This window comes from Rhizobium sp. TRM95796, assembly GCF_025779995.1.
Taxonomy (GTDB): Bacteria; Pseudomonadota; Alphaproteobacteria; order Rhizobiales; family Rhizobiaceae; genus Rhizobium_E.
In genome coordinates, this window is sequence record NZ_JAOXHE010000006.1 from 275186 (window position 1) to 294661 (window position 19476).

19 protein-coding genes are annotated in these 19476 nt (G+C 62.8%); 7 read left to right on the forward strand and 12 right to left on the reverse strand.

Annotated elements, in window-relative coordinates; genetic code table 11:
• Positions 1-46 precede the first annotated feature (46 nt).
• The 4 genes from OCK01_RS15390 to rfbF are packed head-to-tail and all read right to left on the reverse strand — an operon-like array spanning position 47 to position 3685.
• Positions 47-1273, reverse strand: coding sequence for a class I SAM-dependent methyltransferase (locus OCK01_RS15390; RefSeq protein ID WP_263824687.1), 1227 nt, complete (start codon positions 1271-1273; stop codon positions 47-49).
• On the reverse strand, positions 1270-1833 hold the full coding sequence (locus OCK01_RS15395) for a dTDP-4-dehydrorhamnose 3,5-epimerase family protein (protein ID WP_263824688.1): 564 nt from the start codon (positions 1831-1833) through the stop codon (positions 1270-1272). Before OCK01_RS15395 ends, OCK01_RS15390 begins: the two co-directional genes overlap by 4 nt.
• Entirely contained in the window at positions 1830-2915 is a 1086-nt protein-coding gene (gene rfbG / locus OCK01_RS15400) for a CDP-glucose 4,6-dehydratase (RefSeq protein ID WP_263824857.1), read from the reverse strand. The genes OCK01_RS15395 and rfbG overlap by 4 nt, the downstream gene beginning before the upstream one ends.
• Positions 2915-3685 (reverse strand): glucose-1-phosphate cytidylyltransferase, encoded by a 771-nt coding sequence (gene rfbF, locus OCK01_RS15405; RefSeq protein WP_263824689.1) that lies wholly within the window; start codon positions 3683-3685, stop codon positions 2915-2917. Before rfbF ends, rfbG begins: the two co-directional genes overlap by 1 nt.
• Positions 3686-3883: 198 nt before the next feature.
• On the opposite strand from rfbF, the gene OCK01_RS15410 reads away from it, so the two are divergent.
• Positions 3884-4441, forward strand: a complete 558-nt coding sequence (locus OCK01_RS15410; RefSeq protein ID WP_263824690.1) for a GyrI-like domain-containing protein — start codon at positions 3884-3886, stop codon at positions 4439-4441.
• 2 nt (positions 4442-4443) lie between these two features.
• Here the strand turns inward: OCK01_RS15410 and OCK01_RS15415 are convergent, their stop codons facing one another.
• Both OCK01_RS15415 and OCK01_RS15420 read right to left on the reverse strand, forming a co-directional pair.
• Entirely contained in the window at positions 4444-6438 is a 1995-nt protein-coding gene (locus OCK01_RS15415; protein ID WP_263824691.1) for a CocE/NonD family hydrolase, read from the reverse strand.
• Positions 6439-6591: 153 nt separating this feature from the next.
• Complete coding sequence (locus OCK01_RS15420) at positions 6592-7542, reverse strand: LysR substrate-binding domain-containing protein (RefSeq protein WP_263824692.1); 951 nt, start codon at positions 7540-7542, stop codon at positions 6592-6594.
• A 79-nt stretch (positions 7543-7621) separates the two neighbouring features.
• Between OCK01_RS15420 and OCK01_RS15425 the strand changes: the two genes are divergently transcribed.
• Positions 7622-7957 carry a DUF1127 domain-containing protein gene (locus tag OCK01_RS15425; protein WP_263824693.1) on the forward strand — a complete coding sequence of 112 codons (336 nt, stop codon included), beginning with the start codon at positions 7622-7624 and terminating at the stop codon, positions 7955-7957.
• 148 nt (positions 7958-8105) lie between these two features.
• Here the strand turns inward: OCK01_RS15425 and OCK01_RS15430 are convergent, their stop codons facing one another.
• A complete protein-coding gene (locus OCK01_RS15430; RefSeq protein WP_263824694.1) occupies positions 8106-8726 on the reverse strand; it encodes a TetR/AcrR family transcriptional regulator in 621 nt (206 codons plus the stop codon).
• 128 nt (positions 8727-8854) lie between these two features.
• On the opposite strand from OCK01_RS15430, the gene OCK01_RS15435 reads away from it, so the two are divergent.
• Genes OCK01_RS15435 through OCK01_RS15450 form a run of 4 tightly spaced genes read left to right on the forward strand, consistent with a single transcriptional unit; the run spans position 8855 to position 13165 of the window.
• Positions 8855-10036, forward strand: a complete 1182-nt coding sequence (locus OCK01_RS15435) for an MFS transporter (protein WP_263824695.1) — start codon at positions 8855-8857, stop codon at positions 10034-10036.
• A gap of 4 nt (positions 10037-10040) precedes the next feature.
• Positions 10041-11321 carry a D-arabinono-1,4-lactone oxidase gene (locus tag OCK01_RS15440; protein WP_263824696.1) on the forward strand — a complete coding sequence of 427 codons (1281 nt, stop codon included), beginning with the start codon at positions 10041-10043 and terminating at the stop codon, positions 11319-11321.
• On the forward strand, positions 11318-12481 hold the full coding sequence (locus OCK01_RS15445; protein ID WP_263824697.1) for an alanine racemase: 1164 nt from the start codon (positions 11318-11320) through the stop codon (positions 12479-12481). Before OCK01_RS15440 ends, OCK01_RS15445 begins: the two co-directional genes overlap by 4 nt.
• Positions 12482-12499: 18 nt before the next feature.
• Positions 12500-13165 carry a metallophosphoesterase family protein gene (locus tag OCK01_RS15450; protein WP_263824698.1) on the forward strand — a complete coding sequence of 222 codons (666 nt, stop codon included), beginning with the start codon at positions 12500-12502 and terminating at the stop codon, positions 13163-13165.
• Here the strand turns inward: OCK01_RS15450 and OCK01_RS15455 are convergent.
• On the reverse strand, positions 13162-14862 hold the full coding sequence (locus tag OCK01_RS15455) for a long-chain-fatty-acid--CoA ligase (RefSeq protein ID WP_263824699.1): 1701 nt from the start codon (positions 14860-14862) through the stop codon (positions 13162-13164). The genes OCK01_RS15450 and OCK01_RS15455 overlap by 4 nt on opposite strands.
• Before the next feature lie 151 nt (positions 14863-15013).
• Here OCK01_RS15455 and OCK01_RS15460 point away from each other — a divergent pair, with 151 nt between their 5' ends.
• Positions 15014-16066, forward strand: a complete 1053-nt coding sequence (locus tag OCK01_RS15460; RefSeq protein WP_263824700.1) for a lactonase family protein — start codon at positions 15014-15016, stop codon at positions 16064-16066.
• Here the strand turns inward: OCK01_RS15460 and OCK01_RS15465 are convergent.
• The 4 genes from OCK01_RS15465 to OCK01_RS15480 are packed head-to-tail and all read right to left on the reverse strand — an operon-like array spanning position 16060 to position 19415.
• A complete protein-coding gene (locus tag OCK01_RS15465) occupies positions 16060-17019 on the reverse strand; it encodes a 2-hydroxyacid dehydrogenase (protein ID WP_263824701.1) in 960 nt (319 codons plus the stop codon). The two genes, OCK01_RS15460 and OCK01_RS15465, sit on opposite strands and share 7 nt — an antisense overlap.
• A 10-nt stretch (positions 17020-17029) precedes the next feature.
• Entirely contained in the window at positions 17030-18658 is a 1629-nt protein-coding gene (locus OCK01_RS15470; RefSeq protein ID WP_263824702.1) for an ABC transporter ATP-binding protein, read from the reverse strand.
• Positions 18655-19155 (reverse strand): type II toxin-antitoxin system VapC family toxin, encoded by a 501-nt coding sequence (locus OCK01_RS15475; RefSeq protein WP_263824703.1) that lies wholly within the window; start codon positions 19153-19155, stop codon positions 18655-18657. The genes OCK01_RS15470 and OCK01_RS15475 overlap by 4 nt, the downstream gene beginning before the upstream one ends.
• Positions 19152-19415, reverse strand: coding sequence for a hypothetical protein (locus OCK01_RS15480; RefSeq protein ID WP_263824704.1), 264 nt, complete (start codon positions 19413-19415; stop codon positions 19152-19154). The genes OCK01_RS15475 and OCK01_RS15480 overlap by 4 nt, the downstream gene beginning before the upstream one ends.
• Positions 19416-19476 lie beyond the last annotated feature (61 nt).

Consider the following 19476-nt stretch of genomic DNA (forward strand, 5'->3'; position numbering starts at 1 on the left):
ACCGGCTTGAGGATCGGGGCGACGGCGTCGATGACGGCGAGAGTCGTCACATCTCCCGAAGCGTCGGTATGGCTGTCGCGAACTTCCCATCCCAGTCTCTGATATAGGAAAGCTGCGTCATGATTTCGTTCTGGATGTTCCATGGCAGTATCACCACCCTGTCGGGCCTTTCGGCTTTCAGCCTCGCTTCGTCGACCACGGGAATCCGGCTGCCCGGCAGGAACGCGCCCTGCTTGGCCGGATTTTTATCCACCACGAACGAGAGAAGGTCGCGCTTCACGCCGCCGAAATTCAGAAGCGTATTGCCTTTCGCAGCCGCGCCATAGGCCGCGACTTTGAGGCCCTTCCGGCGGCAATCGATCAGATAGGCCACGACATCGTTTCGCACCCGCTCCGCCTCGGCCTGAAATCCCGTATAGAATTCAGCCGAAAGCAGCCCCGCTCGTTCCTCGGTCGCCATCATCATGCCCACGGAGGCTTGCTCAGGCCTTGAGCGCGCGTCCGCACGGCAGGCGAAGACCCTGAGGCTGCCGCCATGCCACGGCGTCGTCTCGACATCGAAGATCCGGAGACCGTTTGCGTCGAACACCCGCTTGACCGCATGCAGCGAGAGATAGGAGTAGTGTTCGTGATAAGCGGTGTCGAACTGCCGCTCCTCGACCATATTGAGCAGATGCGGGAATTCGAAAGTCGCCACGCCTTCCGGCTGAAGCAGGCAGGCGAAGCCGGAGACGAAATCGTTGATATCCGGCACATGGGCGAGCACATTGTTGGCGGCCATCAGGTCGGCGCTCCAGCCCTGGGCTTTCAGGCGTTCGGCGAGCGCGAGCCCGAAGAACTCTTCGACGACGTCGAGGCCCTTGTCTCGGGCGGCGGCGGCCGTGCTCGCAGTCGGCTCGACGCCCAGACAGGAAAAGCCGGCCGCCTTGGCGTATTGCAGGAGATAACCGTCATTGGCGGCGATTTCGACCAGTCGCGCCCCATCGGCAAAGCCGAATCGCGCTTTGATCGCCGTCACATAGGCCTCGGCATGCTTGAGCCAGGAGATAGAGAACGAACTGAAATAAGCATAGCTGTCCGAGAAGAATGTCTCGCGGCTGGCGAAATCCTCGGTCTGGGTCAACAGGCAGGTCGAGCATGTCCTGATCACCAGCGGATACCAGAGTTCGGGTTCCGCGAGTTTTTCCGCCGAAAGGTAGGAATTGGAGGGCGGCGCCGTCCCCAGATCGAGAAACGGCCAGAATGTCCCGCCGCCGCAATGCCGGCATTTCATGGTTCTATTCCTTCGAAGGCCTCGCCGAGCAGGGGATGGGTCCGGTCCCGCTCCGACAGGTTTGCGAGTGGCAACGGCCAGTCCACGCCCAGTCGAGGATCGGCGAGATTGAGCGCCCCCTCCGACTCCGCCTGATAGGGGGCGGAATGGGCGTAGAGCAACTGGACGTCGTCGCTCAGCGCCTGAAAGCCATGGGCGAAGCCTTCGGGGATCAGGAGTGAGGCGCAATTGTCGGCGGTGAGTTCAGCGGCGAAATGCTGCAGGAATGTCGGCGAGCCCTTGCGGATGTCGACGGCGACGTCGAGCACTGCCCCGCGCAGGCAGGTGACGAGCTTGGCGTCGGCCACGGGCGGCTTCTGGAAATGAAAGCCGCGCGCCGTCCCCCGCTTCAGCGTAACCGTCTCATTGACCTGGGCGATGCCGCCGAGCCAGCCATAGGCCGTCAATCCCTCGGCGTCGAACAACCGGCTGAGATGTCCGCGATCGTCGGCGAGCCGCTTGCGTTTCAGGAGGATCAGGCCGGAAAGCGGCGTGCGGCTGGCGTCGAAACGACCGGTCATGCGGATGTCCTTTCCTTGGCCTCGGCGCGGGCCGCCCTCGCCTCGAAGGCGTCGATGTCGTCGCCGCACAGAGTTTCGGCGGAGACGCCGCCGGCAAGACCTTTGTACCAGCGCCAGGTCCGGTCGATCGTCTCGTCGAGATCGAAGCGCGACGCAAAGCCAAGTTCGGTTCGGGCGCGATCACTGTCGAGCGTCAAGAGCCCTGCTTCATGCGGCCCCTCGCCGCCATCGCCCCAGCGGATGCGCGAGAGGTCGAAATGATCGGACGAACGCTCCAGGAGGTCGCGCACGCTGGCGGCGCTTTCAGAACCCGGACCGAAGTTATAGGCAGGCCCGGCGCCGGGATCGCGCCATAGTCTCTCCGCCAGCAGCAGATAGCCATGCAGCGGCTCGAGCACATGCTGCCAGGGCCGCACCGCTTGCGGCCGTCGGATGTCCAGCGCGCTTCCGGACTCGAACGCCCTGATCACATCCGGGATAAGCCTGTCGTCGGCCCAGTCGCCGCCGCCGATGACGTTGCCGGCCCGCGCCGTGGCGACGCCGATCTGGCGCGGGAGAAAATATGACCGTCGGTAGCTCGACGTGACGATGTCGGCCGCCGCTTTCGATGCGGAATAAGGATCATGTCCGCCCAACGGATCGGTTTCAGTGAACGCCGTGCCGGTCTCGGCGTTTTCGTAGACCTTGTCCGTGGTTATCGAAACGATGACGCGCGGGCTGCCGATCGAGCGCGCCGCGTCCAACAGGTTGGCCGTGCCCTGCACATTGGTTTCGAATGTGTCGAGCGGGTCGCGATAGCCGGCGCGAACCAAAGGCTGCGCGGCCAGGTGCAGGATGATGTCGGGTTCGACCGCTTGGACGCGTGCCTTCACCGCGTCGCGGTCACGGATATCGACGATGTCTGAGCCATATCTCGATCCGCCCAGCAGCAGATGCAGCGCCGGGCGATCCGAGGCGGGATCGAGCGCCAGTCCCGCAACCTCGGCCCCCAGTCGCTTGAGCCAAAAGGCGAGCCAGGCGCCCTTGAAGCCAGTATGTCCTGTCAGAAGGACGCGCTTTCCGCGCCAGAAGTCTGCGTCCATCACCACACCTTCCAGGGTGGATTGCCGGACGCCCAGAGATTTTCGAGCTGAATCTTGTCGCGCAGCGTATCCATCGGCTGCCAGAAGCCCTTGTGGAACCAGGCCTTCAGCTGTCCGTCCGCGGCGAGGCTGCCGAGAGGTTCGCCCTCGAAACTGGAGGCGTCGCCTTCGATGCGATCGATGACGCTGGGATCCAGAATGAAGAAGCCGCCATTGATGAAGCCGCCCTCGCCTTCGGGCTTTTCGACGAAACCGGTGACGTCGTCGCCTTCGAAGCGCAGCGCGCCGAAGCGGGCCGGCGGACGCACCGCGGTGACGGTCGCCAGCTTGCCATGGCTCTTGTGAAACGCGATCGTCGCGGAAATGTCGGTGTCCGCCACGCCGTCGCCATAGGTGAAGCAGAAGGGTTCGTTCGGATCGAGATAGGCGGCGACGCGTTTCAGGCGGCCGCCGGTCATCGAATTCTCGCCCGTATCCACCAGCGTGACACGCCAGGATTCGGCGTTCTGACGATGGAACTCCAACCTGTTCGCGCCGAGATCGAAGGTGATGTCGGACATGTGCAGGCTGTAATTTGCGAAGTATTCCTTGATCATATAGCCCTTGAAGCCGCAGCAGATCACGAAATCGCGCACGCCATGCGCATAATAGATTTTCATGATATGCCAGAGTATCGGCCGGGAGCCGATCTCGACCATGGGCTTGGGACGCGTATGCGTTTCCTCGGCCAGTCTGGAGCCGAGCCCGCCCGCCAAAATCACAGCCTTCATGTCTGCTTCACCCGCGAATCATCCTGCCGCTCGATGGGCCATCTGTCCAAGTCTTGAGCCAAGAAGCTTATGCGGGCCTAAAGCTCTTGCCGGAAGCGGGAAAGGCGCCTATCAGATAATGTATTTTCGGCAACTGGAATATTCGCGCCGATTTAAAGCCGACAGCCCCGCAAGAGAGCGACCCGCCCAATGTTGTCCATGCCGCAGAAAATCCACATCAAGCGACAGAACTTCATTTCCCTGCGGTCGAGGCTTTCGGCGCGGTTGATAAGCCAGCAGTGTCGGGTGTTCTTCCACGAGGCGAAGGAAGAAGCGGTCAAGCAAGGCGTCAAGGACATCGGCGCCGCGTTTCTCCGGTTGGAAACCTTCCGGGATTTTGAAAATCTCGAAGCCGATTTCGGCTTTTTCACCGACAGGCCCATGCGCGCCAACGGCCCCTTTCATGCCGGCAGCCTGCCGGCCGCCGACTATCTGCAGGCGAGTTGGCACGGCCCCTATGATCGTCTGCGCGACGTTCATGTGATCGCCATCCAATGGGCCAATTACATGAAGTACACGATCGACAGCACGCGTGACGAGAAGGGCCTGCATTTCGGCTGTCTTCTCAACATCTTCAAAGTCTGTGATCTGACCGAGCCGGATTCGTCGAAATGGGAGACGGACATCCTGTTCCGACTGCGGCGGCGCCAAAGGGGAGAGGCGCCGGCGCCCTTCGTCAACTCGCTGCCGCCGCCTGTCCCGGTCGAGTCCGCCTGATCTCACATTTGATCGCGCGGGACAGTCTTGGCGTAGGACTTACGGAAGAACTCGTCCTCTCCGTCGATCGCCACGACTTCGGCGTCGATGATCCAGTCCGTGGCGGTGCAGGCGATGCGCGCCGTCGAGATCGTGCGCACGAACCAGTTGGGCCGCGACATGTCGCAGGTCCACACCGAGACGCCGCTCATCGAGGTCGGGTCGTTGTCTGCGATCGTCCAGAGCTCTTCGCGCAATTGCCGGCTCGACAATCCCGTGCCGGGATGTTCGTGCAGACCGGTGTCCTCATGGATGCGGTATTCGGTGCGGGCATGGGTCAGGTCACGCGTCACGGATCGGCTGGTGTCGCCAGGCGCATGCTCGATATAGGTCGGCAGCGGCGACGGATCCTCCGGCTCCTTCATGACGATCCGCTCGGCCTCGCCCAGCTTCGGCAGCATGAGTTCGACCGAGCCGAGGTCGATATCGAGCGTCACGTCGGTCGGCGGCGGCAGGATCATCGGCCAGTAAGCGGTCGACAGCGACAGCCGGATGCGATGGCCCGGCTCGAACCGGTAACCGCAGGCGTCCAGCGTCAACTCGATCTCCGTGTCTTCGCCGGGGACGAGCGGCTCGGGGCGCTCATTGGAAATCCGGTGCGCCAGGTTTAGAACCCCGAAGCTGACCCGCAACGCCGTCCCGTCAGGATGGACGTCGACTAGGCGGGCGCAGAGATTGGCGAGCTCCGCATCGGCTTTCAGCGTGAGACGAATGACGGGCATGCCGAGATAGTCGTGGGCTTCCGTCAGCGGCGCGGTTTCGAACACCAGCGAACCGGCGTCGTCGCCTCTCTGGTCGACCGCCATTTCGGCGTCCGGCTTCAGGGTGAAATATTCGCCCGACGCCGTGCCGGTGGCGAGCGGCGAACGAAGTTCGATCCGTTCCTCAGCCCGGGCTGCGCCGTCGATAGACAGCGTGCGAGCGCCGTCGAGCCGGAGCACGTCCATCTCGGGCGCGGTCCAGCGGGGTTTGGCGATCCAGAAGCCCGGGTCGAAATCGCGGCGCGGCGCCGGCTTGACGGCGTCCATGATATAGGCGCGCACCTGCGGCAGATCTTCGGCGCCGTTCTCCTCGCCTTTCAACCATCGGCTCCACCAGCGGATCGCTTCGCCGAGAAAATCGGCCCGCGGCTTGGGCCAGGCGAAATGCGGATATTTATGCACCCAGGGGCCGATGATCGCCTTGGACTTCTCGCCAAGTCCCTCGACCGCCTTCAGGGGCGTATTGCGGTAACCGTCGGCCCAACCGGCGATCACCAGCGTCGGAATTTCGACGTCGTCGAAATTCTCGCAGATGGACCCATGTTTCCAGAAGTCGTCGCGACGCTGATGCTCGAGCCATTCCTCCATGAAGAAAGGTTCGGCGTCGAGCCGCTCCTGCCACATTTCCTTCCAGCGATTGCCGGTCAGTTCCGGATCGGGCGAGCGCGACTGATAGGCGAGCATGGTCGCCGCCCAGGACAATTGCGCCGAGAGATGGCAGCCGTTCTTGTAATGGATGTCGTCGTTGTAGCGGTCGACGGTCGAGGCGATGGAGATCACCGCCTTGAGCGCAGGCGGCCGCAACGCCGCGACCTGAAGCGAATTGAAGCCGCCCCAGGAAATGCCCATCATGCCGACCGAGCCGTTGCACCAGGGCTGCTCGGCGATCCAGGCGATAAGTTCGCAGGCGTTGGCGAGTTCCAGCGGCGTGTATTCGCCGTCGATCACGCCGTCGGATTCCCCCGAACCCCTGATATCGACCCGGACGCCGGCGATGCCGGCTGCGGCGAAGACCGGATAGGTGGATTCGTCGCGCGGGCTGGTCCCGTCCCGCTTGCGATAGGGCAGGAATTCGAACACCGCCGGAACCGGATCGGCCTCGGCATCGTCCGGCATCCAGATGCGGGCCGCCAAACGCGTGCCGTCCTTGAGCGTGATCCATTGATTTTCAATCGTGGTGAAGGAGCGGTCGGCCATGGTGTTTCCGTCATGTGAAAGGAGCAGTCGTCGGCGACGACTCTAGGATCCGGGGCGCCGAATGTCATTTCAAATGCGCCCCGGTCAGGCCGATTTGCGGCCTGCTGATAAGATCATAACTTCGTAATATGCGCCATCCGCCGACGCCAGACTTCACCAGCCGGGCAGCATATGCCCCGCCTTCAGACGCGGCATGCGAGGCCACATCTTCACGTCGCGATCGAGCTCGTCGTCGACATTGGCGGGCGTGATGTTGTCGAGGCAGGCGGAGATATGGGCGGTAATGGCGTTGGTCAGCGAGGTCGACAGGCCCGTGCGCTTCATGATGCCGATCTGCACCGGCGCGAGCGGCGGGAAGCCGTCCGGCTGCCCTAAAACCTTCATGCCGGTGCGCAGCGCCGATTCCGGCAGCACCGACACGGCCATGCCGGCCAGCACGGCGGCCGCGACGACGGTGGACGACCAGCTGGTGAAAAGGATCTGATATTCGCGGCCGATGGAATCGAGCGAGGCGCAGGCGAGCCGCCGCCACTGGCAATCACGACGGCCCAACGCCAGCGGCACCGGAGCGTTGTCCGGCAGCGGATGGTTGGCCGAGGTCACCCAGCAGAGCGGTTCGGTGCGCACCACTTCCGATTCGCGCTCCAGCGGATTGTGGGTGACGAGCGCGATATCGAGTTCGCCGCGCGCCATCTTCTCCGCCAGCGCCACCGAGGGCTCGCATTCGATATAGAGTTCGACGTTTGGATGCGATCGCGCGAAGCGCTGGATGATCTCCGGCATATAACGGTCGGCATAATCATCGGGCGTGCCGATCCTGAGCGTGCCTTCGAGACGGTTGTCGTCGAAGGCGGCGACCGCTTCGTTGTTGAGGCGGATCATCCGTCGGGCATAGTTCAGCAGCTTCTCGCCTTCGGGCGTCAGACGGTTGCCGCGCCCGTCCTTCACGAACAACGGCTTGCGGATGCGTTCCTCCAGCCGCCGCATCTGCATCGACACCGCCGATTGGGTCTTGAACACACGTTCGGCGGCCTTGGTGAAACTGCCCGCATCCGCAATCGCGACGAAGGTCTGCAACTGATCGATATCAAGCGGCGTGGACATGCGCACCCCCTACACATAAGAACCGTTGATGATAACGATTAGAAACATTCGTTGGACTGATCAATAGGATTCTTTTTATGTGGCCATCATCGAGACAGACGATGGCGATGGCCCGACCGGGGAGAGTTCAATGGCGACGCGCGACACATATGCGGCAAGCGCAGAGTCCGGCATAAAAATTTTTTTGCAGAACTGGACGGTACTCCCCTTGCGCGGGCTTGTGCAAATCTATCGGACGTACAAAAACCGTCGCGTGATTGCGTCGATGCGCGACTTCGATGACGCGCAACTGGCCGACATCGGCTTGAACCGGCGCGACATCGACGATGCTTTGGAACGGGCGTTCAGGGATAACCCCTACGCCGCTCTGATCCAGGCGCGCGACAAGACCGTCCGCGGCATGCGCCGCTTCTGAGAAATTTCGCCTTTGCTGAAAGGCGCACGCGTTTCCCCGCAGGGTTTCGCCAAGCAGACCCTGCCATTTGCCCGGTCGCATTGCCTCCCAGCGATGCACCGGGTTTTTTTCTGCCGATTTTCCGGGCGCGGGCTCCGTGATCCGGATCTCAGCGCGCGAATGCGGCGAGCTGGGTCCGGATCATGATCTTGTAGTCGTTGATGACCGCATCGGCTTCGTCGGGCCCGAGCGAAAGGGCCAGTCGCACAGCTCCGCTCGCCAGCTGGAACATCAGGAACGTCACGCGCTGAAACGCCTCGAATTGCTCTTCGGCGATAAACGGTCGTGCGCTCTGCGAAAACTGGTCGGCGTGGCGGCGCGTGGCGGCGATATCGGCGCCCTTGGAGCTCTTGTCGGCCTGGACCGCGTTTACCATGTCGAGAATGGCGGGATCGCCGACAATGCGGCGGTAGTAATAGTCGAGCAGGGCGACGGCGGCGTTGCAGATCTCGTCGAGATCTCCAGCTTTTCCAAGACCGCTGCCGAGAACCGAATCCAGTTCCGAGATCCATTGGTTATGCAGCATCGACACGATGGAGGACTTATTGGGAAAATACTGATAGAGCGAGGAGATCGGTCCCCCGGCCAACGCCGCGATTTCCCGCATCTTGACCGCGTCGATTCCTTTTTCTCCGATCAATTGCTTGGCGGCGGCCAGTATTTCCTCGACGCGCTCCCGACTGCGATCCTGTTTCGGAGAACGCCTCAAATTGGAATCCAGATCCTGCATGCCTCGGCGGCCCTTCCCTCTGCGCCCCTACTTGACAAAAAGATGATCAACTGTCAGCTTCTTTATAAGGGGAATATAAACAAAACCAATTGAGCAATCCGCAAGAAAAAGCAAGCGGGGGGATGGGCGTGCAGATGGGTAATGGCGCATCCATGCGCCGAGAACTGACGTCATGGCGTCGAAGCGACCTCGCATCATCCATGGCCGTCGGCTCTCTGGGCGCCCTGTCGCTGGGGTTGCAGCCGGTTCTGCTCGGAGGGCTCTTCACCGAGGGACGGGCGACATTCGATGAGATCGCCATTCTCGCTACATTGGAAATGCTGGCGATCGGCCTTGGATCAGCCATGCTGAACCTGATCGGCGGGCCTGGGTCGATGCGGCTGAAGGCGTCCGTTCTTTTGGTCCTGACGGCTACCGCTTACGCCGCGACAGCCTTCGCACCTAGCCCCCTGTGGCTCATCCTGATCCGGGTCTTTGCGGGGTTCACGCAAGGCGGGCTGATCGCGATCGCGATCGAACTCATCGCCCGAAGCCCGTCGCCCGGCCGCAATGGCGGCTGGTTCATCATCGTCCAGACACTGGCCCAGAGCCTCGCCGCGGCGGTCATCGCGCTGGCGATCGCGCCGGTCTGGGGCTCCACCGGCAGCTTCGTCTTCCTGACCGGCGTCACTCTCGCCGGCCTCCTGATCGCGCCGCGCCTGCTCGACGACTATGGTCCGCTCTCGGCGGACGCTGCGCTTCGCCCCCATGCGATGCTCGCGCTTCGTCCGGCCCTGGCGCTTCTCTCCATCTTCACCCTCTATATGTTCACAGGATCGATCTGGGCGTTTCTCGAGCCGCTCGGCGCGCAGAACGATGTCCCTTCGGCGACGGTCGGCCTGATCGTGTCGGTGTCGCTCCTGGCCCAGGTCGCCGGAGCCGTCGCCGCCACCGCTCTGGAGCCGAAGATCCCCTTCGTCGGCATGCTGACGCTCTCGGCGCTGGTCGCGGTCGGCATCGGAGCCGCTTTCACCCGAGAGGTTTCGCTGCCCTTTTTCTGGCTGCTGTCGCTGACTTCGGGCTTCCTGTTGTTGTTCGTCACCCCCTGGCAGATCGCCATGACGGTGGCGGCGGACGGCACGCGGCGAACCGCGCTGCTCACGCCCGCCGCACAATTGTTCGGCGGCGCGCTCGGACCCGCCGGAGCTTCGTTTTTCGTCACCGGGAGCGACTACAGGCCGATCGCCGTGTTCGCCGGCGCATCGGCTCTGGTCAGTCTGGCGCTGACGCTGTCTTTCGGCTTCGCACGATCCAGACGCAGAGGAATATGACAGGATGAATGCGCCGCAAATCTGGTCGAACTGGTCGGGCTATGTCACCGCGCGTCCACAGCGTTTCGACACGCCCGAGACGGTCGAGGCGCTGCAGGAAATCGTGAAATCGGCGCCCGGTCCTATCCGCGTCGTCGGCTCCGGCCACTCCTTCACGCCGCTGGTTCCGAGCGACGGCACGATCCTGTCGCTCGATCATATCGAAGGCCTGGTGACCCACGACGACGATAACTGCCGCGCCACGGTCCGCGCCGGCACCAAACTCGGCAATCTCACCAGGATTCTCGACGGCGTCGGCCAGGCGCTGGCCAATATGGGCGACATCGACAAACAATCGATCGGCGGCGCGTTGGGCACCGCCACCCATGGCACGGGCTCGACGCTCGGCGCCTATCACACGCTGCTGCAGCATATGGAGCTCATAGACGGCAAGGGTGAAAAACTCCTCTTCACCCGTGAGGCGGATGGCGAGATGATGAACGCCGTCGGCGTCAGCCTCGGAGCCTTCGGCATCGTCAGCGCCGTGACGCTCAACAATCTGCCGACCTATCGGATGCGCAAGCGCCGCTGGGTGCTGCCGATCGGCGACATGATCGCCAATTTCCATTCGATGATGACCGCCCACCGCTCGGCAGAGTTCTATTTCGTCCCCTATTCCGGCCAAGCGATGTTCCTCGCCAGCGACATCACCGACGAGCCGGTGACCTCGAGACCGCCGGAGGATGACGAAGACGGACTGAAGACACTGAAATTGGCGCGCAATCTCTTGAAGTGGTTTCCCTGGCTGCGCCGCAGGTTGATTTCGGATGCGATGCGCAAATTGCCGCGCGAAGACTATGTCGAGAATTGGCTCAAAGTGTATACCAGCGACCGGCAGACCCGTTTCAACGAAATGGAATACCATCTGCCCGTCGAAGAGGGTCCCAAGGCCTTGGCCGAAATCATCGAACTTACAGAAAAGCGCTTTCCGGAAGTCTATTTCCCGATGGAAGTGCGCACAGTGGCCGCCGACGAGATCTGGCTCAGTCCTTTCTACAAGCGACAGACCTGCTCGATCGCCATTCATCACGACGCGGCGGAAGACCCCATCGCCTTCCAGCGCGCCGCCGAACCGATCTTCCGCCGCTATGGCGGCCGTCCGCATTGGGGCAAGATGCATACGTTGACCGGCGCCGACTTCGCCAAACTCTATCCCCGCTGGAAGGACGCGATGGAGGTGCGGCGCATGCTCGACCCGGATGGACGCTTTGTCACCCCGTATATCAAGCGGCTGCTCGAGGCATGAGCAGCGCATCCTATTTCGGCGCGCTCGGCCGGGCGCTGGTCGAGGCCGGCCGGTTTCAGCCGACGCTCGTCATCGATCGCGACCGGCTGGACGCCAACGCCGATATCGCAGCGCGCAAGAAGCCGCAAAGTCATGGCCTGCGCCTGGTCGACAAGTCGCTCGCCGTTCCCGCGCTTCTGGCGCGCCTGATGACGCGTCTCGGGACACAGCGGGTGATGAGTTTCCACCTGCCGATCACCCGCGCTGTCCTGACCGCCCATCCCGACGCCGAAATCCTGTTCGGCAAGCCGATGCCGGCTGCCGCCCTGAAACAGGCGCTGCGGCAGGCGGGCGCCGAGGAACGGCAGGCGCTGACCCGCCGCACCGTCCATCTCGTCGACAGCGCCGAGCGTGCGAAAGCCTATGCGGAGATCGCCGCCGCGTTCGACCTCGATCTGCGCGTCGCGGCCGAAATCGATGTCGGCATGCATCGCGGCGGCTTCGCTTCGGCGGCGGAGATGAAATCCGCCTTTTCCGGACCTCAATTCTCTCGCCTGCATCTGGTAGGCGTGATGGGCTACGAGGCCCATATTCCGAAACTGCCGGGCTTCGCCGGCGGCCCCGCAGGCGAGCGCGCCCGCGTGCTCGAGCGCTATAGAACATTCGTCGATGCGTTGGCGCCGGGAGAACGCGGTATCCTCAATATCGGCGGCAGCAACACCGCGCTCGGCTATGGACCTGATCTCGCCAACGAGATTTCCATGGGTTCGGCCTTTCTCAAGCCGACCGATTTCGACAGCGTGGAGCTCATCGATCTCTTGCCGGCCCTGTTCATCGCCACGCCGATCCTCAAGCGGGTCAAGGCGCAACTGCCCGGCCCGTCCTTTTTAACCAGCCTGATGCAGACGCTCGGCAGGTTTCCGCGCGAGGGCTGCTTTCTCTATGGCGGCAAATGGATGGCGACCGCCGTTCATCCCGATGGGATGCGGGAGAATGCGCTTTGGGGGCAAAGCTCCAACCAGCAATTCATGGCGCTGCCGAACGGCTCCACGGCGCGGGAAGGCGATTTCACCTTTCTCCGCCCGAGCCAGAGCGAAGCGGTGCTGCAGCAATTCGGCCCGATCGCGGTTTACTCGGGCGGAGAGATCGTGGAAGACTGGACGCCGCTGCCACCCGGCTGATTGGCCCGAAAGATCATCATGAGCGTCACCATCGCCATCGGCGACATCCATGGCTGCCTGAATGAGCTCGCCAGCCTTCTGGACATCATCGACCTCGCCTATGACAAAGGCACGGTGGTCTTTCTCGGCGACTATGTCGATCGCGGCCCCGACAGCGCCGGGGTGATCGAACGCGTTATGGCCGGGCCACGCTCCCGCGACTGGCGCTGGATCGCATTGCTGGGCAATCACGAGCGCATGATGCTCGAAGCGCTCGAAGGTCGAGACCCTAAAGGCTTCTGGCTGCGCAACGGCGGCGAGGAAACGCTGCAATCCTATCGCGGCGAGGTTTCGCAGACGCATCGCCTTTGGCTCGAGCAGCGTCCGCTGCTGCATGTCGATTCATTCCGTGTTTTCGCTCATGCCGGCCTCGACCGGAGCAAGTCTCTCGAAGACCAGGACGAGAACACGCTGATCTGGCGCAGGCCACAACCCGAGGACGACCACGGCGATTTTTTCGGCCGTCATCTCTGCCACGGCCATACGCCGCGTGACGAAAATCCCGTCACGCGCGGCGGGCGCAGCAATATCGACAGCGGCTGCGTGTTCGGCGATCGCCTGACGGCGGCGGTGTTCGACGATCGTGCTCCGGGCGGACCGGTACGATTCATCGACGTATCCAGTCGCTATCGCTGGTCGGGCTAGGTGCGCAATTCCTTTCTCAGGATCTTGCCGACATTCGATTTCGGCAGGCTGTCCCTGAATTCGATATGCCTCGGACGCTTGTAGTTGGTAAGTCTCGACGCACAATATTCCTTGATTTCCGCCGCGGTGAGATCCGGATTCTTGCGCACCACGAACAGTTTCACCGCCTCGCCGGAATGTTCGTCGGGCACGCCGATCACCGCCGCCTCCATCACGCCGGGATGGGACGCCACCACTTCTTCAACCTCGTTGGGATAGACGTTGAAGCCCGAGACGATCACCATGTCCTTCTTTCGGTCGACGATGCGGATATAACCGTTCTCGTCCATCACGCCCATGTCGCCCGAGCGGAAGAAGCCGTCCGGCGTCATCACCTTGGCGGTTTCATCGGGCTTGTTCCAATAGCCGGACATGACCTGCGGGCCGCGGATGCAGATCTCTCCGACCACGCCGAGCGGAACCTGCCTGCCGTCGTCATCCTGGATCTGGATATCGGTCGAGGGCAGCGGCAGGCCGATCGTGCCCGTGAAGGAGCCCGCGTCGAGACGGTTGACCGTGGCGATCGGCGAAGTCTCGGACAGGCCGTAGCCTTCGGAAATCGGGCAACCGGTCACCGCCTGCCAGCGCTCGGCCACCGGCCTCTGGCAGGCCATGCCGCCCGCCAGGCTGAGAATGAGCTTGGAAAAATCGAGTTTCTTGAACTCCTCGTTGTTCACCAACGCATTGAAGAGCGTGTTGAGGCCGGGGAAGACATGGATCTTCTCCGATCGCAGCACCTTGACGAAGGCGGGAATATCGCGCGGATTGGGGATCAGCACATTGCGCGCGACCTCCTTCATGCCCATCACCAGATTCACAGTCAGCGCGAAGATATGGTAAAGCGGCAGGGGGCAGATGAAGGTGAAATCCTCGGGCTTCCCGGCCCGCCGGTAGAGCACGGACAACCAGACCGACGTCTGCTCCGCATTGGCGAGAATATTGCCATGGGTCAGCACCGCGCCCTTGGCGACGCCGGTCGTGCCGCCGGTGTATTGCAGGAAGGCGACATCGGAGGCGGAGACGTTTTCCGCGCGAAAACGCATCGTCTGCGCCTCTGCCATCAGGCTCTTGAACGGCACATGGCCCGGCAGCGTCCAGAGCGGCACCAGCTTCTTGACCTTGCGCACCACGAAATTGACGAGATGGCCCTTGAGGCCGAGGAGATCGCCCATGGTGGCGACAACGACCGTCTCCACGCCGGTGCCCGGCAGAGACTGCTGTACGGTGGCGGCGAAATTCTCGAGCGTAAACAGAAGTTTCGCGCCGGCGTCCTTGAGCTGATAATTCAGTTCGCGCGGCGTGTAGAGCGGGTTGACATTGACGGCGACGAAGCCCGCGCGAAGCACCGCGAGCGCGACCACGGGAAATTGCAGGATATTGGGAAACATAATGGCGACGCGATCGCCGCGCTTCAGCCCTTTCTGTTGCAGCCAGGCCGCTACCTGTCGCGACATCACGTCGATATCGCCGAAACTCAGCGTCTTGCCCATGCAGGTGAAGGCCGGCTTATGGCCGTTGCGGCTGACGACGTCCTCGAACAACTCGCCGAGCGAGGCGTGCTTCAGGGGCTGGATTTCGGACGGAACGCCCTCGGGATAGGACTTGAGCCACGGCCTGTCGCCGGGCATCGGCTGCAAGCTCGAATCGAATGCGTTCATTGTTTCCTCCCAGCGCATTTTTGACATCCTGCGCTCTCCTCGACAGAATGTTAATCGCCTTTGCTCCTCACGCAAGCAAAGACTAGTTGACATTGACGTAAACGTCAACGCGTAGCTGACAGGCGCTCGCGTTTCACGATCGGAAAAGCTGATGAGTCCGGAATCCCATCTGTTGATCTGCTGCGCCGCGCCAGGCGCGGGCGCGCTCGCGATCCATCGCCTCGGCGGCGCGACGACAGAATTTTCGGCTGCCCCCAACCCGTCCTTTCTGGCGGCGTCAAGCAAGACCCGGACCATCTATGTGGCCAGCGAGAGACCGGAGGGACCGGGGCTGGCGACGGCCCTACGCTTCGAGAACAAAACCTTCGCGGCTCTGAGGTCGCAGTCGACAGGCGGACACGCCGCCGTGCATCTCTGCCTCGACAGGACGGAGCGCTTTCTGTTCGTCGCCAATTACCAAGCCATGCCCGCGTCCGGCGACGCCTCGCTCGCCGTCTTTGCCTTGACCGACAGCGGAGACCTGGCCGATGCGATCGCGCGTTTCACGCATCGAGGAAGCGGCCCCGACCATGCGCGCCAGGAAAGTCCACACTGCCATTCGGTCGCCATCAGCCCCGACAATCGCCGCCTCGTCGCCGCCGATCTCGGCGCGGACAGATTGTTTACCTATCGTTTCGACAGTCGCGCGGGACGCCTGACGGTCGAAGGCGAGACGGAAACCCGTGCGGGCGCCGGTCCACGCCATGCCGTGTTTCATCCCAATGGCCGCATGCTCTATGTCACGGGAGAGCTGGATTCGACTGTTCTCGCCCTGTCGGTCAACGATGAAGGACTTCGACTGGCGGCCAGCCTGCCCGCCACGCATCGCAAGCCCAAAAGCCGGAACTACCCCTCGGGCGTTCTCGTGACGCCCGACGGCCATCATCTGCTGGTCGCCAATCGCGGCGCCGATACGATCGCGGTGTTCTGGATCGATCCGCAAAGCGGCCTGCCGACACTGAAGGCGGAGTATGAGTGCGGCGGCGGATTTCCGCGCGCCATCCGTTTCGATCGGGCCGCCCGGCGCCTCGCGGTCGCCAATCAGAAAATCGATGCCGTGGCCTTGTTCGACTGGGACTTCGCCGAGGGGAAACTGTCAGCGGAGCCGACCGCGGTGATCCCGGTGAAAGCCCCGCTCGACATGCTGTTCGTCAATCCTCAGTAACCTGCGCCTCGCGCCACCACATGCTCCAGCGCCTCGCCGCGCTCGAAACGGTCGATCTGCTGTTCGACATGGGCAAACAGAGCCGAGACATCCGAATCCGCCGCCGAATGCGGCGTCACGATCACATTGGGCAGCGTCCAGATCGGCGAGGCCTCCGGCAGCGGCTCGACCTCGAACACATCGAGCGAGGCGGCTTTGAGCAGGCCCGACTGCAGCGCCTCGACGAGATCGGTCTCGACCTGGCTGCCGCCGCGGCCGGCATTTATGAAGACCGGGCCGCCGAGCGCGCCGTCACGCTTGAGCTTGGAAAACAGATCACGGTTGTAAATGCCGCGCGTCTCCGCCGTCAGCGGAAGGAGGCCGACGAGCATGTCGGACTGGCCGAGAAAGCGGTCGAGATCGGCCTCTGCATGCATGGGAACACCATCCACCGGCTTGCCGCTCTTTGACCAGCCGATGACATTGAAGCCCATGGCCTTCAGCTTGCGCGCGGCGTCAGACCCGAGCACACCCATGCCCATGATGCCCACCGTGAGATCGGCCGCCTCAGGCTGCGCCAGCGGCTTCCAGACGCCCGCGCGCTGCTGGCCGTCGTAAGCGAGGTGTTGGCGCAGATGCATCAGGCACTGCATCACCACCCATTCGCTCATGCGCGTGGTCAGGGTGTGGTCGACGAAGCGCACCAGCGGCAGGTCGGGCAGGCCGGGCAGCGTCAGAACATGATCGACGCCCGCCCCGCCGGAAAACAGCACTTTGAGATCCTTGGCGCGCGCGAAGAGATCGTCGAGCGGCTTCCATAGCAGAGCGTAGGAAATGCCGGAGAGATCGCGGTCACGCTGGGCGGGGTCGGCGCGGTTGATCACTTCTCGGCCCGGGAAAGCTGTCTTCAACCCCTCCGCGACCTGATCGGGATGAAAGCGGAGATCGACGATGATGGGGCTTTTGGTGGTCATGCGAAACCTGTCACTGGCGGATGGCGGCGGTCTTGACCGCCTCGATGTTGAAGGCGGCGGCGAGAAGGGCCTTGGTGTACTCCTCGCGCGGATTGGCGAACAAGTCCCCGGCCGGGCCTTTTTCCACCACCTGGCCATTGCGCATCACGATGATGTCGTTGGCCAGCGCCCGGACGACCTTGAGGTCGTGGGAGATGAACAGATAAGCGAGCTGATGCTTGACCTGCAGGTCGCGCAAGAGATCGACCACCTGCGCCTGCACGCTCATGTCGAGCGCCGAAGTCGGCTCGTCGAGCATCACGAATTTCGGCTTCAGCACCATGGCGCGGGCGATGGCGATGCGCTGTCGCTGGCCGCCGGAGAATTCATGCGGATATCGGTGGCGCGTCTCGGGATCGAGCCCGGTCTCGGCGAGCGCCTCGGCGACCGTGCGATCGCGCTCCTCGGCCGTCAATTGCGGTTCATGCACAAGAAGCCCTTCGCCGACGATATCGGCCACCGACATGCGCGGGCTCAGCGATCCATAGGGGTCCTGAAAGACGATCTGCATCTGGCGTCGCAGCGGCCGCATCTCGGCGAAACCGCGCCCCTGGATGTCCTGGCCGACAAAGGCGATGCGGCCCTGCGACGAAATCAGCCGGGTGAGCGCCAACCCAAGCGTCGTCTTGCCCGAACCGCTCTCTCCGACGATCCCAAGCGTATGGCCGGCCTTCAGCGTGAGATCGACGCCATCCACCGCCTTCACATGATCGGTCACGCGCCGCAGGAAGCCGGTCTTGATGGGGAACCACACTTTGACATCGTCGGCTTCGATCACGATCGGCTTGTCGGCGTCTGTCGGCGGCGGCTCGCCCTTGGGTTCGGCGGCCAGGAGCTTGCGGGTGTAACCATGCTGGGGATTGGCGAAGATCTCGGCGGTCGGCCCCATCTCGACGATCTTGCCCTTGGTCATCACGCAGACGCGATCGGCGATCTTGCGCACGATGCCCAAGTCGTGGGTGATGAACAGGATCGACATGCCATGCTCGCTCTTGAGCGTGCCGAGCAATTCGAGGATCTGCGCCTGCACGGTCACGTCGAGCGCGGTGGTCGGCTCGTCGGCGATCAGCAGTTCCGGCCGGTTGGCGAGCGCCATGGCGATCATCACGCGCTGGCGCTGCCCGCCGGACAATTCATGCGGATAGGCCGTCAACCGCTTTTCCGGCTCGCGGATGCCGACCTGGGTCAACAGTTCGATGACGCGGGCGCGGGTGGCCGCGCCGCGGATCGGCTGGTGCAACTCCAGGATCTCGCCGATCTGCCGCTCGATCGAATGCAGCGGATTGAGCGAGGTCATCGGCTCCTGGAAGATCATGGTGATGTCGTCGCCGCGCACCTTGCGCAGCGCTTCCGGCTGGGCGTTGAGGAGATCCTGCCCCTTGAACAGGATCTGGCCGGACGGATGCGAGGCCGAAGGATAGGGCAGCAGTTTCAGGATCGAATTGGCTGTCACCGATTTGCCGGAGCCGGATTCGCCCACCAGCGCGACCACTTCACCCCTGGCGATGTCGAAGCTGACATGATCGACGGCCATCGACGTATTGCCGCCCTGGTGAAAGGCGACGGAGAGATCGCGAATGGAAATCAGCGGCTCAGTCATCGTGTGAGATCCTCGAGAATGGCGGCCAAAGTCGGCGCATCGGGCCGGATCACCGGCGCGGGCGTCAGCGCGACGCCAGTTAGGGGATGAATGGCGGGCTCGCCGGCGTTGATGCCTTCGTCCTGCGTCAAGAGATGCGAACAGCCCGCCTGCATGGCGGTTGCGACGTGAATGGCGTCGGGCAGCTTGAGCGACCGGCGGGCGGCGCGGAGAGCGGCGGCGAGATCGAGAACCTGCTCGGAAACTGGAACGACCGAGAGCCAGTAACTGCCCGACCTCAGTCCTGCATAAAACTTGGCCGCTGCAAGTGCGCGTTCTCGATAGGGCTTCACCAGCAGTTCCAAAAAAGTCAGGGCGCTGGTAAGAAACCGGGGAGCGGTTTCCGATCGGCGATGCCCTGCGATCATCCTGCGCAAAGCCTCGCCCTTCTCGGATTCGTCTTCGAGGAAGGCGATCAAGATGTTGGTGTCGAGATACACCAGCGGGAACAAGGTCATTCCTCATCCCATTCATCGCGCAGGGCTCTGATGTCAGCCACCGCGTCTCCTAGAGACCTGGGTTTCTTCAGCGAGGCTCTTGCTTGCTGCAGCGTCGCCCAGAAATCCTCACCTTCGCTGCGACCCAACGGGGCATTCTCCGCCTGTCGAGCAGCGCCCTCCTCGATCACCAGCCGCACCGTCTCCACGCCGGGAAACTGCGCGCGCAGATCCTCGGGCAATTGCGAAACGGGATAGTGCTCGCGCACGATCTTGTTCATCGGCGGCCTCCTGATCTGGACCACCCCGACACTAAAGCCAAAACCATCGGAAAGCGAGAGT

Bases quoted from the DNA above. Each gene is read 5' to 3' on its own strand.
- OCK01_RS15395 (WP_263824688.1), bottom strand. From the start codon at position 1,833: ATGACCGGTCGTTTCGACGCCAGCCGCACGCCGCTTTCCGGCCTGATC.
- OCK01_RS15460 (WP_263824700.1), top strand. From the start codon at position 15,014: ATGAGTCCGGAATCCCATCTGTTGATCTGCTGCGCCGCGCCAGGCGCG.
- OCK01_RS15470 (WP_263824702.1), bottom strand. From the start codon at position 18,658: ATGACTGAGCCGCTGATTTCCATTCGCGATCTCTCCGTCGCCTTTCAC.
- OCK01_RS15480 (WP_263824704.1), bottom strand. From the start codon at position 19,415: ATGAACAAGATCGTGCGCGAGCACTATCCCGTTTCGCAATTGCCCGAG.
- rfbG (WP_263824857.1), bottom strand. From the start codon at position 2,915: ATGGACGCAGACTTCTGGCGCGGAAAGCGCGTCCTTCTGACAGGACAT.
- OCK01_RS15390 (WP_263824687.1), bottom strand. From the start codon at position 1,273: ATGAAATGCCGGCATTGCGGCGGCGGGACATTCTGGCCGTTTCTCGAT.
- OCK01_RS15440 (WP_263824696.1), top strand. From the start codon at position 10,041: ATGAATGCGCCGCAAATCTGGTCGAACTGGTCGGGCTATGTCACCGCG.
- OCK01_RS15420 (WP_263824692.1), bottom strand. From the start codon at position 7,542: ATGTCCACGCCGCTTGATATCGATCAGTTGCAGACCTTCGTCGCGATT.
- OCK01_RS15410 (WP_263824690.1), top strand. From the start codon at position 3,884: ATGCCGCAGAAAATCCACATCAAGCGACAGAACTTCATTTCCCTGCGG.
- OCK01_RS15450 (WP_263824698.1), top strand. From the start codon at position 12,500: ATGAGCGTCACCATCGCCATCGGCGACATCCATGGCTGCCTGAATGAG.
- OCK01_RS15445 (WP_263824697.1), top strand. From the start codon at position 11,318: ATGAGCAGCGCATCCTATTTCGGCGCGCTCGGCCGGGCGCTGGTCGAG.
- OCK01_RS15430 (WP_263824694.1), bottom strand. From the start codon at position 8,726: ATGCAGGATCTGGATTCCAATTTGAGGCGTTCTCCGAAACAGGATCGC.
- OCK01_RS15455 (WP_263824699.1), bottom strand. From the start codon at position 14,862: ATGAACGCATTCGATTCGAGCTTGCAGCCGATGCCCGGCGACAGGCCG.
- OCK01_RS15475 (WP_263824703.1), bottom strand. From the start codon at position 19,155: ATGACCTTGTTCCCGCTGGTGTATCTCGACACCAACATCTTGATCGCC.
- OCK01_RS15465 (WP_263824701.1), bottom strand. From the start codon at position 17,019: ATGACCACCAAAAGCCCCATCATCGTCGATCTCCGCTTTCATCCCGAT.
- rfbF (WP_263824689.1), bottom strand. From the start codon at position 3,685: ATGAAGGCTGTGATTTTGGCGGGCGGGCTCGGCTCCAGACTGGCCGAG.
- OCK01_RS15415 (WP_263824691.1), bottom strand. From the start codon at position 6,438: ATGGCCGACCGCTCCTTCACCACGATTGAAAATCAATGGATCACGCTC.